Source organism: Streptomyces sp. NRRL WC-3549, assembly GCF_000721935.1.
Lineage (GTDB): Bacteria > Actinomycetota > Actinomycetes > Streptomycetales > Streptomycetaceae > Streptomyces.
The window spans coordinates 213485-228083 of the sequence record NZ_KL585394.1 but is presented as its reverse complement, the minus strand read 5'-3'; the positions used below and the strand labels follow the sequence as shown (position 1 = coordinate 228083).

Annotated in this window: 12 protein-coding genes and 2 pseudogenes; 5 read left to right on the top strand and 9 right to left on the bottom strand. The window is 73.1% G+C overall.

Features of this window, described 5'->3' with window-relative positions; all coding sequences use genetic code 11:
* Positions 1-34: 34 nt before the first annotated feature.
* The 3 genes and pseudogenes from IH13_RS37265 to IH13_RS0111755 form a co-directional block, all read right to left on the bottom strand.
* Positions 35-1691 (bottom strand): annotated as a pseudogene (locus tag IH13_RS37265) (phospho-sugar mutase).
* Between the two features lie 208 nt (positions 1692-1899).
* Positions 1900-2724 (bottom strand): purine-nucleoside phosphorylase, encoded by an 825-nt coding sequence (locus IH13_RS0111760; RefSeq protein WP_031083600.1) that lies wholly within the window; start codon positions 2722-2724, stop codon positions 1900-1902.
* Between the two features lie 114 nt (positions 2725-2838).
* Positions 2839-3276, bottom strand: a complete 438-nt coding sequence (locus IH13_RS0111755; RefSeq protein WP_028439081.1) for a gamma-glutamylcyclotransferase family protein — start codon at positions 3274-3276, stop codon at positions 2839-2841.
* 251 nt (positions 3277-3527) lie between these two features.
* Here IH13_RS0111755 and IH13_RS0111750 point away from each other — a divergent pair, with 251 nt between their 5' ends.
* Together IH13_RS0111750 and IH13_RS0111745 are read left to right on the top strand one after the other, a co-directional pair.
* Complete coding sequence (locus IH13_RS0111750) at positions 3528-4967, top strand: NAD(P)H-quinone dehydrogenase (RefSeq protein WP_031083598.1); 1440 nt, start codon at positions 3528-3530, stop codon at positions 4965-4967.
* Positions 4968-5158: 191 nt separating this feature from the next.
* Positions 5159-6127 carry a DeoR/GlpR family DNA-binding transcription regulator gene (locus tag IH13_RS0111745; RefSeq protein ID WP_082317573.1) on the top strand — a complete coding sequence of 323 codons (969 nt, stop codon included), beginning with the start codon at positions 5159-5161 and terminating at the stop codon, positions 6125-6127.
* A gap of 38 nt (positions 6128-6165) precedes the next feature.
* Here the strand turns inward: IH13_RS0111745 and IH13_RS0111740 are convergent, their stop codons facing one another.
* On the bottom strand, positions 6166-6762 hold the full coding sequence (locus IH13_RS0111740) for a TetR/AcrR family transcriptional regulator (RefSeq protein WP_031083593.1): 597 nt from the start codon (positions 6760-6762) through the stop codon (positions 6166-6168).
* Positions 6763-6881: 119 nt separating this feature from the next.
* A complete protein-coding gene (locus IH13_RS0111735; RefSeq protein WP_031083591.1) occupies positions 6882-8636 on the bottom strand; it encodes an acetyl/propionyl/methylcrotonyl-CoA carboxylase subunit alpha in 1755 nt (584 codons plus the stop codon).
* A gap of 423 nt (positions 8637-9059) precedes the next feature.
* Between IH13_RS0111735 and IH13_RS0111730 the strand changes: the two genes are divergently transcribed.
* A complete protein-coding gene (locus IH13_RS0111730; RefSeq protein WP_031083590.1) occupies positions 9060-9485 on the top strand; it encodes a hypothetical protein in 426 nt (141 codons plus the stop codon).
* Positions 9486-9488: 3 nt separating this feature from the next.
* On the opposite strand, the gene IH13_RS0111725 is transcribed toward IH13_RS0111730, so the two are convergent.
* From IH13_RS0111725 to IH13_RS0111710, 4 genes are all read right to left on the bottom strand, one after another.
* Positions 9489-10103, bottom strand: a complete 615-nt coding sequence (locus tag IH13_RS0111725) for a nucleoside triphosphate pyrophosphatase (protein ID WP_031083588.1) — start codon at positions 10101-10103, stop codon at positions 9489-9491.
* A gap of 85 nt (positions 10104-10188) precedes the next feature.
* Entirely contained in the window at positions 10189-10317 is a 129-nt protein-coding gene (mmpB, locus tag IH13_RS45525) for a morphogenic membrane protein MmpB (RefSeq protein ID WP_267883843.1), read from the bottom strand.
* A 76-nt stretch (positions 10318-10393) separates the two neighbouring features.
* The gene (locus IH13_RS0111715; protein ID WP_031083587.1) at positions 10394-10600 is read right to left on the bottom strand and encodes an acyl-CoA carboxylase epsilon subunit; all 207 of its coding nucleotides are present in this window, start codon (positions 10598-10600) and stop codon (positions 10394-10396) included.
* Positions 10601-10630: 30 nt separating this feature from the next.
* The gene (locus IH13_RS0111710) at positions 10631-12211 is read right to left on the bottom strand and encodes an acyl-CoA carboxylase subunit beta (RefSeq protein WP_031083585.1); all 1581 of its coding nucleotides are present in this window, start codon (positions 12209-12211) and stop codon (positions 10631-10633) included.
* A 175-nt stretch (positions 12212-12386) separates the two neighbouring features.
* Between IH13_RS0111710 and IH13_RS37260 the strand changes: the two are divergent.
* Together IH13_RS37260 and IH13_RS0111700 are read left to right on the top strand one after the other, a co-directional pair.
* Positions 12387-13252, top strand: a pseudogene (locus IH13_RS37260) (biotin--[acetyl-CoA-carboxylase] ligase).
* A gap of 312 nt (positions 13253-13564) precedes the next feature.
* Positions 13565-14599 (top strand): adenylate/guanylate cyclase domain-containing protein (locus tag IH13_RS0111700; protein ID WP_031083583.1); only part of this gene is annotated, 1035 nt, incomplete at its 3' end.

Below are 14599 nucleotides of genomic sequence, written 5' to 3'. Positions count from 1 at the left end.
GGGCCGCCGCGGCGACCCGCCGCACCGGAGACGGTCAGATCCCCGCGGCCGCCGCCAGGTCCCGCTTGATGCCGGACAGCAGGCTCGCGGCCGTCTCCCTCGCCTCGGGCAGTCCGTCCCTGTCCGCGACCGGTACCACGACCTCCAGGTAGCACTTGAGCTTCGGCTCGGTGCCGCTCGGGCGGACGATCACCCGGGCGCCGGTCAGCTGGTACCGCAGACCGTCCGTGGGCGGCAGCCGGTCCGTGCCCCGGGCCAGGTCCTCGGCCGAGGTGACGGGCAGGCCCGCCAGCGCGGCCGGCGGGTTCTCGCGGAGCCGGCGCATGGCGTCCGCGATGACGCTCAGGTCCTCGACCCGCACCGAGAGCTGGTCGGTCGCGTGCAGCCCGTGGTCCAGCGCGAGGTCGTCGAGCAGGTCGAGCAGCGTGCGGCCCCGCTCCTTCAGGACGGAGGCCAGCTCGGCGACGAGCAGCGCGGCGGTGATGCCGTCCTTGTCGCGTACGCCCTCCGGGTCGACGCAGTAGCCCAGCGCCTCCTCGTAGCCGTACCGCAGCCCGTCCACCCGGGCGATCCACTTGAAGCCCGTCAGCGTCTCCTCGTAGCCCAGGCCCGCCTTCTCGGCGATCCGGCCGAGCAGGGAGGAGGACACGATCGACTCGGCGAGCACCCCGGTGACGCCCCGGCCCACCAGGTGGGCGGCGAGCAGCGCGCCGACCTCGTCCCCGCGCAGCATCCGCCAGCCGCCCCCGGCCGACGGGTCGGGGACGGCGACGGCACAGCGGTCCGCGTCCGGGTCGTTGGCGATGACCAGGTCCGGCTCCGCCCGGCGCGCGGTCGCGAAGGCGAGGTCCATGGCGCCCGGCTCCTCCGGGTTGGGGAACGCCACCGTCGGGAACGCCGGGTCCGGGTCGGCCTGCTCGGCGACGAGCACCGGCTCGGGGAAGCCGGCCCGCGCGAAGGCCGCCGTGAGGACGGAGGTGCCGACGCCGTGCATCGCGGTGTAGACGGTCCGCGCGGTGCGGGGCGACCCGGGGGCGAGGACGGCGTCGGTACGGGCGAGGTAGGCGGCCAGGACCTCGTCACCGAGGACCTCCCAGCCGTTCTCCGGGCGCGGTACGCCGTCCAGCGGGCCGACCGCCGCGATCTCCGCGGCGATCTCCGCGTCGGCCGGGGGCACGATCTGCGAGCCGTCGCCGAGGTAGACCTTGTAGCCGTTGTCACGCGGGGGGTTGTGGCTGGCGGTGACCTCCACGCCCGCGACGGCCCCCAGATGCCGGATGGCGTACGCGAGGACCGGGGTGGGCAGCGGGCGGGGGAGTACGGCGGCGCGCAGGCCCGCACCGGTCATCACGGCGGCGGTGTCGCGGGCGAAGTCGGCCGACTTGTAGCGGGCGTCGTAGGTAGCGGGCGTCGTAGCCGATGACGACCAGACCGCCCGAGTCGCCGTGCGCCTTCAGGTACGCGGCGAGGCCGGCGGCGGCGCGGATGACGACGGAACGGTTCATCCGCATCGGGCCCGCGCCGATCTCGCCCCGCAGTCCGGCCGTGCCGAACTGGAGGGTGCCGGCGAAGCGTTCGGCGAGGGCGTCGTGGTCCCCGGCGGCGAGGAGGGCCGCGAGCTCCTCGCGGGTCTCCGGGTCCGGGTCCTCGGCCAGCCAGGTCTGGGCGCGGGCGATGAGGTCCTGCTGCACGGGTCCGCCTCTCGGGGGTGCGGGTGGGATGGGGGTGGGTGCGGGGGCGCGGGGCGGGACAGGGGTGGCGCTGCGCGGGCTCGTCCCCTCCCCGCCCCTTCCCGGAACCGGGGGCCGCCGCCCCCGGCCCCTGGCGCCGTCAGTCGCCGGACGGGCTGGGTTTCGGGCCCGGCGGGCCCGGGTGCCGGAGGGGCGTCGTCCGCCGAGGTCAGATCCGGTCCAGGACCCGAGCCAGCAGCGAGCCCATCCGGGTGGCGGAGTCCCGTCCGGCCTGGAGGACCTCCTCGTGGTTCAGCGGCTGACCGCTCAGGCCCGCCGCCAGGTTGGTGACCAGGGAGATGCCCAGCACCTCGGCACCGGCCTCGCGGGCCGCGATGGCCTCCAGCACGGTGGACATGCCGACCAGGTCGCCGCCCATGACGCGGACCATGTTGATCTCGGCCGGGGTCTCGTAGTGCGGGCCGGGGAACTGCACGTAGACGCCCTCTTCGAGCGTCGGGTCGATCTCCTGGCACAGGGCCCGCAGCCGCGGCGAGTACAGGTCGGTCAGGTCGACGAAGTTGGCGCCGGCGATCGGGGACGCCGCCGTGAGGTTGATGTGGTCGTTGATGAGGACCGGCTGACCGGGGCGCATGCCCTCGCGCAGACCGCCGCAGCCGTTCGTCAGGACGACCGTCCGGCAGCCCGCGGCGACCGCCGTACGGACACCGTGGGCGACGGCGGCGACGCCCTGGCCCTCGTAGTAGTGCGTGCGGCCGAGGAAGACGAGCGCGCGCTTCCCACCGATCAGGTAGGAGCGGATCTTCCCGCCGTGCCCCTCCACCGCGGGAGCGGGGAACCCCGGGAGCGCGGTCACCGGGAACTCGGTCTCGGGCGTGCCGAGCGCATCGCCGGCCGGGGCCCAGCCGGAGCCCATCACCAGGGCGACGTCATGGGTCTCGGCGCCGGTCAGCTCGCGCAGGCGGGCGGCGGCGTCGGCGGCGGCGGCGTGCGGGTCGCCCTGGATGTGGTCCGGAATAACTGATGCGTTCACGCGGATGAGGGTAACCGCTGATTCCCTACGCGCGTAGATGTGCGGGTCCAGAGTCTGGCGCGACCTGTTCGTGCGTTCGTACAGAAGCGCCGCGCCGGGCGGCCTCCGGGCGGGTCAGCAGGGGCGCTTGCGCAGGCCCATCACGTAGTCGTGCGGGGCACCCGCGGACTCGGCGGCGTCCGCCACCTCGCCCAGGTACCGGGCGGAGGGCAGACCGCCCTCGTAGCCGTTCAGCACGTACATCCAGGCCGGTTCCTCGCCGTCCAGGGTGTGGACGCGCACCCGCATGCGGCGGTAGATGTCGAGGCCGACACCCTCCCAGCGGTCCATCGAGTCCTCGTCCATCGGCGCCAGGTCGTACAGCGCGACGAAGACCTGGGACCGGGGTGCCTCCACCACCGTGGCCAGGGCGCCTTCCCAGCCCATCTGCTCCCCGCCGAAGGTCAGCCGCCAGCCGTTCAGCCAGCCGGTGCCGCGCAGCGGTGAATGCGGGGCGCGGCGCGTCATCAGCCGCGCGTCGAGGTTGCCGGCGTACGCGGCGTAGAGCGACATGGGTCGAGGGTACGGGAGGCGACGGGGAACACGCCCGGTTCCGCCGGCCGGAGGCACGGTCCCGACCGGCGTGCCGGGGCCGGAACGCGGAGGCGGGACCGGGCGCGTTCCCGGATGGAGGGCCCCGGGGCGAAGCGGGTCGGGGGGTGCGGGACAATGAACTACGTACTGCATACCCCGGGGCGATCCCCCGGACCCCCGGCCGGGGCGGCAGACGGCCGCGGGATGACACCACGCGAGGCGGACTTTTCGTGACCCGGATCGTGATCATCGGCGGCGGCCCCGGCGGCTACGAGGCGGCACTGGTGGGCGCCCAGCTCGGCGCGGAGGTGACCGTCGTCGACTGCGACGGCCTCGGCGGGGCCTCGGTACTCACCGACTGCGTGCCCTCGAAGACCCTGATCGCGACGGCCGAGGTGATGACCACCTTCGACTCCTCCTACGAGGAGCTGGGCATCATCGTCGCCGACGACACCCCGTACAACGAGCAGGCCGCGCGCGTGGTCGGCGTGGACCTCGGCAAGGTGAACCGCAGGGTCAAGCGCCTGGCGCTCGCGCAGTCCCACGACATCACCGCCTCCGTGACGCGCGCGGGCGCCCGCGTCATGCGCGGCCGTGGCCGGCTCGAAGGGCTCCAGGCCGCCGACGGCTCCCGCCAGGTCGTGGTGACCGCCGCCGACGGCAGCGAGGAGCGGCTCACCGCCGACGCCGTCCTGATCGCGACCGGCGGCCACCCCCGCGAGATCCCGGACGCCCAGCCGGACGGCGAGCGCATCCTGAACTGGACCCAGGTCTACGACCTCGACGAGCTCCCCGAGGAGCTCATCGTGGTCGGCTCGGGCGTCACCGGCGCCGAGTTCGCCGGCGCCTACCAGGCGCTCGGCTCCCGGGTGACCCTCGTCTCCTCCCGCGACCGGGTGCTGCCCGGCGAGGACCCGGACGCCGCCGCCGTCCTGGAGGACGTCTTCCGGCGCCGCGGCATGAACGTCATGGCCCGCTCCCGGGCCCAGGCCGCCAAGCGCGTCGGTGACCGGGTCGAGGTCACCCTGGCCGACGGCCGGGTCATCTCCGGCACGCACTGCCTGATGGCGGTCGGCGCGATCCCCAACACGGCGGGCATGGGCCTTCAGGAGGCCGGGGTCCAGCTCAAGGACTCCGGGCACATCCGCACCGACCGCGTCTCGCGTACCAGCGCCCCCGGGGTGTACGCGGCCGGTGACGTCACCGGCGTCTTCGCGCTGGCCTCGGTCGCCGCGATGCAGGGACGTATCGCCATGTACCACTTCCTCGGCGACGCGGTGACCCCGCTGAACCTCAAGACGGTCTCCGCCAACGTCTTCACCGACCCCGAGATCGCCACGGTCGGCTACAGCCAGGCCGACGTCGACTCGGGCAGGATCGACGCCCGCGTGGTGAAGCTGCCGCTGCTGCGCAACCCGCGCGCCAAGATGCAGGGCATCCGGGACGGCTTCGTCAAGATCTTCTGCCGGCCGGGGACCGAGATCGTCGTCGGCGGCTGCGTCGTCGCGCCGCGCGCCAGCGAGCTGATCCACCCGATCTCGATCGCGGTCGACAACAACCTGACGGTGGAGCAGATCGCGAACGCCTTCACCGTGTACCCGTCCCTGTCGGGATCGATCGCCGAAGTGGCCCGGCAGTTGCACACCCGCAAGGGCGCGGGCGAGGCGTAGGCGCGGTCGGCGGACCGCCCGGTCTCCGGCGGCCCGCCGGACGACGGGCGTCAGGCCCGCGACCGCTCCCGGACGACTCCTGAACGACGGCGGGGCCTCCTATACCACTGGGAGGCCCCGTCCATGTACAACTTCTGTTATTCGGCGCAAACTGCTGAAAAGCAACCCACGGTCAGGTTACTGTCAGTTCCGTGTTCGCTGCAGAACGTCGTCAGTTGATCCTCGAAATGGTGCGCGCCAACGGGGCGGTATCGCTCCGTGAGCTCGCCCGCGTCGTCCAGACCTCGGAAGTGACCGTACGGCGGGACGTGCGGGCGCTGGAGGCAGAAGGACTCCTCGACCGCCGGCACGGCGGTGCGGTCTTGCCGGGCGGTTTTACGCGGGAGTCCGGCTTTCCGCAGAAATCCCATCTCTCCACCGCGGAGAAGACGGCCATCGCCGACCTGGCCGCCGGACTGGTCGGTGAGGGCGAGGCCGTCGTGGTCGGTGCCGGTACGACCACGCAGGAGCTGGCCCGCCGGCTCGCACGCGTCCCCGGACTGACCGTGGTCACCAACTCGCTGCTGGTCGCCCAGGCGTTGGCCCATGCCAACCGGGTGGAAGTGGTGATGACCGGTGGCACCCTGCGCGGGAGCAACTACGCGCTCGTGGGCAGCGGGGCCGAGCAGTCCCTCCAGGGGCTGCGGGTCTCCCGGGCGTTCCTCTCCGGGAGTGGACTGACCGCGGAACGCGGGCTGTCCACGTCCAACATGCTCTCGGCGAGCGTGGACCGGGCGCTGGTGCAGGCCGCCGCGGAGGTGGTGGTCCTGGCGGACCACACGAAGCTCGGTTCCGACACCATGTTCCAGACCGTGCCCACGGAGCTGATCACCCGCCTGGTGACCGACGAGCCGCCGGCCCACGACGAACGGGCCGCCACCGAGCTGCAGGCCCTGGCGGACCAGGGCGTCGAGATCACGGTCGCGGGGCCGGACTCGGAGGGCGGTGGCGAGGGGCCGGTGCAGGGGCACCGGCCGCGCCGTGAGATGCCGCTGCCGGGCCAGCGGCGTACGCACCCGGGCGGCGGCGGCCCGGCCGGCCTCGGGCCGCAGCTGCGCAGCGCGTCCCTGGCGGAGGGGCCCGGGGAGCGGGCCCGGGTGGCGGATCTCCGGCGCCGGTAGACGGGGCGCGGGGGGAGCGCGCCCGCCGGACATCCGGCTCAGGGCTCGGCGCGTAGCCCCTGGAGGGTGAGGCGCAGCAGGCGGTTGGCCAGGTCCGGGTCCGCCGGGGTCTGTTCCGCCGCCAGGGCGATCGCGTTCGTCAGCTGCAACAGGTCGTCGATCGAGACGTCCGCCCGTACGGCGCCGTTGGCCTTGGCCCGCTCCAGCAGCAGGGCGCCCGCCTGTCGCAGCGGTACGTGACACTGGGTCAGGGCGGAGGTGCGGTCCGCCGATGCGGACATGAGGGCCTGAGCCAGGCCGCGGTACTCTCCCGCGTGGCTCACGAGCGCGCCCAGCCACTCCACCAGCGCGACGCAGGGCTGCTCGGACCCGGCCAACTCCCGGGAGCGGGCCAGCAGCGCGGTCAGCGCCTCCTGGAACACCGCGTTCATCAGGGCGTGCCGGTTGGGGAAGTGCCGGTACAGGGTGCCGATGCCGACGCCCGCGCGCCGGGCGATGTCCTCCAGCGAGGCGTCCGTGCCGTGCTCCGCGAACGACGTACGGGCCTCGCCGAGCAGCCGGTCGTAGTTGCGGCGCGCGTCGGCGCGCATGGGGCGGGCCGGGGCCCGCGTGCCCGTCGTACTGCTCGTCGCCATCGCACTGCCCTCCTGGTGTCCACTCCGGGTCCAGGATGCCACCGACCGCCCGGCCGCCGTCGGGCACGCGGACGCGTGCGGTCGGGCGGCCGGGCGGCCGGGTGGTGAGGCGGGGCCGCTCAGTCCTTGATCTCGCAGATCACGGCGCCGGAGGAGACCGAGGTACCCACGGTCGCGGCGAGGCTCTTGACGGTGCCGGAGCGGTGGGCGTTGAGGGGCTGTTCCATCTTCATGGCCTCGAGGACGACGACGAGGTCGCCTTCCTTGACCTCCTGGCCCTCCTCGACCGCGATCTTGACGATCGTGCCCTGCATGGGCGAGGCCAGGGTGTCGCCCGAGGCGGCCGAGCCGGCCTTCTTCGCCGCGCGGCGCTTGGGCTTCGCTCCGGCCGCCAGGCCGGTGCGTGCCAGGCTCATGCCGAGCGAGGAGGGCAGGGAGACCTCCAGGCGCTTGCCGCCGACCTCGACGACGACGGTCTCGCGGCCGGAGTCCTCGTCCGCCTCCGCCTCGGCAGGCACGGTGAACGGCTTGATCTCGTTGGCGAACTCGGTCTCGATCCACCGGGTGTGGACCCGGAAGGGGTCCGAGGTGAACGCCGGGTCCACGACGACCGCACGGTGGAAGGGGATGGCCGTGGCCATGCCCTCGACCGTGAACTCGGCCAGCGCCCGCGCCGCCCGCTGCAGCGCCTGCTGCCGGGTCGCGCCGGTCACGATCAGCTTGGCCAGCAGCGAGTCCCACGCCGGGCCGATGACACTGCCCGACTCGACCCCCGCGTCCAGCCGGACACCGGGACCGGTCGGCGGGGCGAAGAGGGTGACGGTGCCCGGCGCGGGCAGGAAGCCGCGGCCCGGGTCCTCACCGTTGATACGGAACTCGAAGGAGTGACCGCGCACGGCCGGGTCGTCGTACCCCAGCTCCTCGCCGTCGGCGATGCGGAACATCTCGCGCACCAGGTCGAGGCCGGTGACCTCCTCGGTGACCGGGTGCTCGACCTGGAGACGGGTGTTGACCTCCAGGAACGAGATCGTGCCGTCCAGACCGACGAGGAACTCGACCGTGCCGGCGCCGACGTAGCCGGCCTCCTTCAGGATCGCCTTCGACGCCCGGTACAGCTCGGCGTTCTGAGCCTCGCTCAGGAAGGGGGCGGGCGCCTCCTCGACGAGCTTCTGGTGGCGGCGCTGCAGCGAGCAGTCACGGGTCGAGACGACGACGACGTTGCCGTGGGTGTCGGCCAGGCACTGGGTCTCCACGTGCCGGGGCTTGTCCAGGTAACGCTCCACGAAGCACTCGCCGCGCCCGAAGGCCGCGACCGCCTCACGGACCGCCGAGTCGTAGAGCTCGGGGATCTCCTCCAGGGTGCGGGCCACCTTCAGACCGCGCCCGCCGCCGCCGAAGGCCGCCTTGATCGCGATCGGCAGGCCGTTCTCCTCGGCGAAGGCCACGACCTCCTCGGCCCCGGACACCGGGTCGGCGGTGCCGGCCACCAGCGGGGCGCCGGCGCGCTGGGCGATGTGCCGGGCCGCGACCTTGTCACCCAGGTCCCGGATCGCCTGCGGCGGCGGGCCGATCCAGGTCAGACCGGCGTCCAGCACGGCCTGGGCGAACTCGGCGTTCTCCGACAGGAAGCCGTAGCCCGGGTGGATCGCGTCCGCCCCGGAGTCCTTGGCGGCCTGGAGCACCTTGGCCATGTCCAGGTAGCTGGCGGCCGGGGTGTCACCGCCCAGAGCGAACGCCTCATCGGCCGCGCGGACGTGCAGAGCGTCCCGGTCCGGATCGGCGTAGACGGCTACGCTGGCGATTCCGGCATCCCGGCAAGCCCGAGCGACGCGGACAGCGATTTCGCCACGGTTGGCGATGAGCACCTTGCGCACGATGACTCCCTCCTTGAGAACAAGCTGAGTTTAGGGACTACCGACACGGCCGTACGACCCGTCCCCAATGGTGAACTTGCCCACACGGAGTGTGATTCGAGGCTTGCTCGAGTCGTGAAATCCCTTGTCGCACCACGGTACGCCGGGACCCTTGACCGCACAGTAGCCACGAGGTGTGGTCCAAGTCTCTGTTCGTACGGTCAACCCCGCGTGGCGTTTCTTTGTGGACTCCCTACGAACGGTCGAGGGAAACTTTGCCGCCGGGGCGAGGCGGTGGGGAGCAGGCGCGCAGGAAGCGCGTGTCAGGGGTGACGGCGGCGCGTGGGGCGCATGAGCGGCGCGCGACCCCTTGTCCGATGCATTACCCATGAGTAAGGTCCGCGCTGTCCGCACGTACTGCAGGTAACAGGGGGTGGCGCCGTGGTGCGCAGGACTGTGGCCGTGGTGACCGCGATCGTGCTGTTCGGGGAGGCCGTGGGGATCGTGCTCGTCAACGCGGTCCTCGCGACGGTCGTCGGCAACCAGCGGATGTCCCTGGCCGGTGTGGACCCGGACGCCATGTCCACCGGTACCTGGGTGCTCGGCGGCCTCTCCGGCGTCCTGCTGGTGCTGTGCGGGCTGATACCGCTCGTGGCGGCGGTACGGGACCGGGCGCCCGGCCGGCTCGCCAGGATCGCGCTCATAGGCTGCGCGGTCGTCCACGGGGTACTCGGCGCGCTCGCGGTCGGCCTGGTCGGCTGGGCCGCCTTCGCGGTCATGATGGCCGTCCTGGGGCTGCTCGTCCTCACCCTGGTGTCCTACGGGTCGCGCGAGCCGGACTCCACGGCCGGGGCCCCGGCCGCCGCATGACCCTTACCGGGCCCACAACTCCGTGACGGAGATGCCGAGTTCGCCCAGGAGGCGGCGCAGCAGCGGCATCGAGAGGCCGATGACGTTGCCGTGGTCGCCCTCGATGGACTCGATGAACGGCGCCGAACGGCCGTCCAGGGTGAACGCCCCCGCCACGTGCAGCGGTTCGCCCGAGGCGACGTAGGCCGCGACCTCCGCGTCGGTCGGTTCGCCGAAGCGGACCGTGGTCGAGGCGGTGGCCGACGCGGTGCGGCCGGTCGCCGTGTCGATGAGGCTGTGCCCGGTCCTGAGGACACCGGCCCGCCCGCGCATGGACGTCCAGCGGGCCGTGGCCTCCTTCGCGTCGGCGGGCTTGCCGAGCGCCCGACCGTCCAGTTCGAGCACCGAGTCGCAGCCGATGACCAGCGCGCCGCGGGCCTCGGGCCGCTCCGCCACCGCGGCGGCCTTGGCCTCCGCCAGGACGAGCGCCAGCTCGCCCGGGGTCGCGGCGGTGAGCGCGTCCTCGTCCACGCCGCTGACGACGACCTCGGGGGCGAAGCCCGCCTGCCGCAGCAGACCGAGACGGGCGGGGGAGGCGGAGCCGAGCACGAGGCGGCGCTGATCAGTCATACCGGCCATCGTAGGCGGGCCCGAACGCCCGGCGGACGCCCGTGGACCGTCCGCACGCCCGGCGGACGCCGTGGGACACCCGGGCGCCCGGGTGTCAGCGGATCCCCAGGACGATCATCGCCACCACCATGGCCAGCGCGAGCAGCAGCCCCGCGCGACGCATCATGTCCTGGGCGTCGCGCAGCTCCTTGGGCGGCTTGTTCTCGGGGTCGGACCACAGCATGGGTCCGATGGTGCTCCGGGTACGGCCGCGGCGCCTGAGTACGCGTACTCAAGCGCCGCGGGGCCCGTCGTCCGGGTCAGGCGGGCCAGTACGTACGCGCCCAGGACCGAGGGCCGGGACGGCGCGTCCCCTGGCGGGCGATGCGGCCGGGGTCCGACCACTGCTCGGGCGGCAGCGGGGGGCCGGACGGCACGGCGGTGGCCGCCGCCGCGCGCGCCCTGACCACCGCGAGGGCGGCGGCCAGCTCCTCTGGGGTCGGATTGCCCCGTACGACCTTGATCATGGTGGCTCCCGGTGGGTTCGGCGATGGCGGTCAGAGGGGGATGTTGCCGTGCTTCTTCGGGGGCAGCGCCTCGCGCTTGGTCCGCAGCTGGCGCAGCCCCTTCACCAGGTGGGCCCGGGTGTCGGACGGCATGATCACCGCGTCGACGTATCCGCGCTCGGCCGCGACGTACGGGTTGAGCAGCGCGCCCTCGTAGTCGGCCATCAGCTCGGCGCGGGTGGCGTCCGGGTCCTCGGCGGCGGCGATCGTGCGGCGGTGCAGGATGTTCACCGCGCCCTGCGCGCCCATCACCGCGATCTGCGCGGTCGGCCAGGCCAGGTTCAGGTCGGCCCCCAGGTGCTTGGAGCCCATGACGTCGTACGCCCCGCCGAACGCCTTGCGGGTGATCACCGTGATCAGTGGGACGGTGGCCTCCGCGTAGGCGTAGATCAGCTTGGCGCCGCGTCGGATGATGCCGCCGTACTCCTGGTCGACGCCGGGCAGGAAGCCGGGCACGTCCACGAAGGTCAGCACCGGCACGTTGAACGCGTCGCAGGTCCGCACGAAACGGGCGGCCTTCTCGCTCGCGTCGATGTCCAGGCACCCGGCGAACCGCATCGGCTGGTTGGCGACCACCCCGACCGGATAGCCCTCGACCCGCCCGAAGCCGGTGATGATGTTCGGCGCGAACAGCGCCTGCGTCTCCAGGAACTCGCCGTCGTCCAGCACGTGCTCGATGGCGGTGTGCATGTCGTACGGCTGGTTCGCCGAGTCCGGGATCAGGGTGTCGAGCTCGCGGTCCTCGTCGGTGACCGCCAGATCGGCCTCCTCCGGGAAGGCCGGGGCCTCGGAGAGGTTGTTCGACGGCAGGTAGGACAGCAGGGACTTGACGTACTCGATGGCGTCCTTCTCGTCGCCCGCCATGTGGTGCGCCACCCCGGAGGTGGTGTTGTGGGTCCGGGCGCCGCCCAGCTGCTCGAAGCCGACGTCCTCGCCGGTGACCGTCTTGATGACGTCGGGCCCGGTGATGAACATGTGCGAGGTCTGGTCGACCATCACCGTGAAGTCGGTGATCGCGGGGGAGTAGACCGCGCCGCCCGCGCACGGTCCGACGATCAGCGAGATCTGCGGGACGACCCCCGAGGCGTGGACGTTGCGGCGGAAGATCTCGGCGAACAGCCCGAGCGCGGCCACGCCTTCCTGGATGCGGGCGCCGCCGCCGTCGTTGATGCCGATGACCGGGCAGCCGGTCTTCATCGCGAAGTCCATGACCTTCACGATCTTCTCGCCGTAGACCTCGCCGAGCGAGCCTCCGAAGATCGTGAAGTCCTGCGAGTAGACGCAGACGGGGCGGCCGTCGACCGTGCCGTAGCCCGTGACGACGCCGTCGCCGTACGGGCGGTTCTTCTCGATGCCGAAATTGGTCGACCGGTGCCGGGCGAACTCGTCCAGCTCGACGAAGGAACCTTCGTCGAGCAGCAGCTCGACGCGTTCGCGCGCGGTCAACTTTCCCTTGGCGTGCTGCTTTTCGACCGCACGTGCGGAACCTGCGTGCGTGGCCTCGTCGATACGCCGCCGGAGGTCGGCGATCTTGCCCGCGGTCGTGTGGATGTCGCTCTGCGGCTCGGACATCGGGTGGCGGCTCCCTGCCTGGTCACGGGGACGGCTGGTACATCCAGTGGAAGTGCTGGACCGGTATGTGCTCGACGGCTACCCGCTCGTCGGCTCCTGTGGACTACTGGTCCGTAGCGTATCGGCGGGGATACGGTTCGGCAGTGCGTCGTTGGCCACACCTAATCTGGGTTTCATGACTCCTCCGGACGCTCCGCGCAACCGCTGGTCGGACCTCGACCGGCCGCCCCTGAACGCCGCCGTGCTGCGGCGTGGACTGCTCAGACCCGGCGGCCTGTGGAGCTCGCTCGACGTCGTCGAGGCGACCGGCTCCACCAACTCCGACCTCGCCGCACGGGCCGCCGGCGGACTGGCCGAGGGCGCGGTGCTGGTCGCCGAGGAGCAGACCGCGGGCCGGGGGCGGCTCGACCGGAGCTGGTCGGCGCCGCCCCGTTCCGGCCTCTTCTTCTCGGTCCACCTCACCCCCGGCGACGTGCCCGCCGAGCGGTGGGGTGGCTGCCGCTGCTGGCCGGGGTCGCCACGGCCACCGGGCTCGCGCAGTCGGCCGGCGTCGACATGGCGCTGAAATGGCCCAACGACCTCCTGGTCACCGTGGACGGCACGGAACGCAAGACCGGCGGCATCCTCGCCGAACGCGCCGGGGACGGCGTGGTCGTCGGCATCGGCCTGAACGTCTCCCTGCGCGCCGCCGAGCTGCCCGCCCCGCACGCCGGATCGCTGGCGCTCGCCGGAGCGGCCTCGACGGACCGGGAGACGCTGCTGCGGGCCGTCCTGCGGTCCCTGGAGCAGTGGTACGGGCGCTGGCGCGACGCGGACGGCGACGCGGCCGAGAGCGGGCTCCAGGCGGCGTACGCGGCCGGCTGCGCGACGCTGGACCGGCCGGTGCGGGCCGAGCTTCCCGGGGACCGGTCGGTCGTGGGGGAGGCGGTCGCGATCGACGGCGACGGCCGACTGGTCCTGGCGACCGACGACGGACTCCAGGAGCCCGTCTCGGCCGGCGACATCGTGCACCTGCGCGGTGTGGAGGGCGGGCTCACCTGAAACCGCCGGGCCGGCCTGACCGGCGGGGGCGGCGCGTCCGGCGGGCCCGGCTGCCCCGGCGATCCGGTCGCCCCGGCGGGCCCGGCTGCTTCCGCGGCGCGGGCCCGCGCGGGCCGTTCCGTGCCGGGTGGCGGTCCGCGCGGGGCGCGCGCCCGGCGCGTTCGGGGCCCCCACATACGGGTGATGTCACCCCGGACGGCACCCGGTCCGGGCGGCCGCGGACGTGAGCCAAGGCACACCTGCCGTATCGTTGGGGCCGATCCAGCGACAGATCGGCAGGGCAGTGGCCAGGGAACGGGCAGGAGGCGGCCGGTGACCGTCGACGACACGAATTCCGGGGAGGGCACCGACCCCCCGCCGGATTCCTCGGTCCATTCCACCCCGCACCACGAGGTCGACCACACGGCGGAACCGACCGACGACCCCCTGGCCATCAGGCTGGAAGCCCTCATCCTGGGCGCCGACCGCCGCTACACGCCCTTCCAGGCGGCCCGGACCGCCGGCGTCTCCATGGACCTGGCGTCCCGGTTCTGGCGGGCCATGGGCTTCGCCGACATCGGCCAGGCCAAGGCGCTCACCGAGGCCGACGTGCTGGCGCTGCGCCGGCTGGCCGGTCTGGTGGAGGCCGGGCTGCTCAGCGAGCCGATGGCGATCCAGGTGGCCCGGTCGACCGGGCAGACCACGGCCCGGCTCGCGGAGTGGCAGATCGACTCGTTCCTGGAGGGGCTGACCGAGCCCCCCGAGCCCGGTATGACCCGCACCGAGGTCACCTATCCGCTGGTCGAGCTGCTCCTGCCCGAGCTCCAGGAGTTCCTGGTGTACGTGTGGCGGCGGCAGCTGGCCGCGGCGACGGGCCGGGTCGTGCAGGCCGCGGACGACGAGGAGATGGTCGACCGGCGCCTCGCCGTGGGCTTCGCCGACCTGGTGGGCTTCACCCGGCTGACCCGGCGGCTGGAGGAGGAGGAGCTCGGCGAACTGGTCGAGGCCTTCGAGACGACGTCGGCCGACCTGGTCGCCGCGCACGGGGGCCGGCTCATCAAGACCCTCGGCGACGAGGTCCTCTTCGCCGCGGACGACGCCGGTACGGCGGGCGAGATCGCCCTGCGGCTGGTCGAGGCGATGGCCCAGGACACCACGATGCCCGCGCTGCGGGTCGGCATCGCGTTCGGTACGGTCACCACCCGCATGGGCGACGTCTTCGGTACGACGGTGAACCTGGCCAGCCGGCTCACCTCGATAGCGCCGAAGGACGCCGTGCTGGTCGACGGGGCGTTCGCCCAGGAGCTGACGCGGACCGGGGACGCGCCCGCCTCCGAGGCGCAGGCCGCCGAGGAGGCCGCGGCGGCG

Coding starts and splice junctions, on each gene's coding strand:
- IH13_RS0111710 (WP_031083585.1), bottom strand. CDS start 12,211: ATGTCCGAGCCGCAGAGCGACATCCACACGACCGCGGGCAAGATCGCC.
- IH13_RS0111725 (WP_031083588.1), bottom strand. CDS start 10,103: ATGGCCGGTATGACTGATCAGCGCCGCCTCGTGCTCGGCTCCGCCTCC.
- IH13_RS0111740 (WP_031083593.1), bottom strand. CDS start 6,762: ATGGCGACGAGCAGTACGACGGGCACGCGGGCCCCGGCCCGCCCCATG.
- IH13_RS0111755 (WP_028439081.1), bottom strand. CDS start 3,276: ATGTCGCTCTACGCCGCGTACGCCGGCAACCTCGACGCGCGGCTGATG.
- IH13_RS0111715 (WP_031083587.1), bottom strand. CDS start 10,600: ATGATCAAGGTCGTACGGGGCAATCCGACCCCAGAGGAGCTGGCCGCC.
- mmpB (WP_267883843.1), bottom strand. CDS start 10,317: ATGCTGTGGTCCGACCCCGAGAACAAGCCGCCCAAGGAGCTGCGCGAC.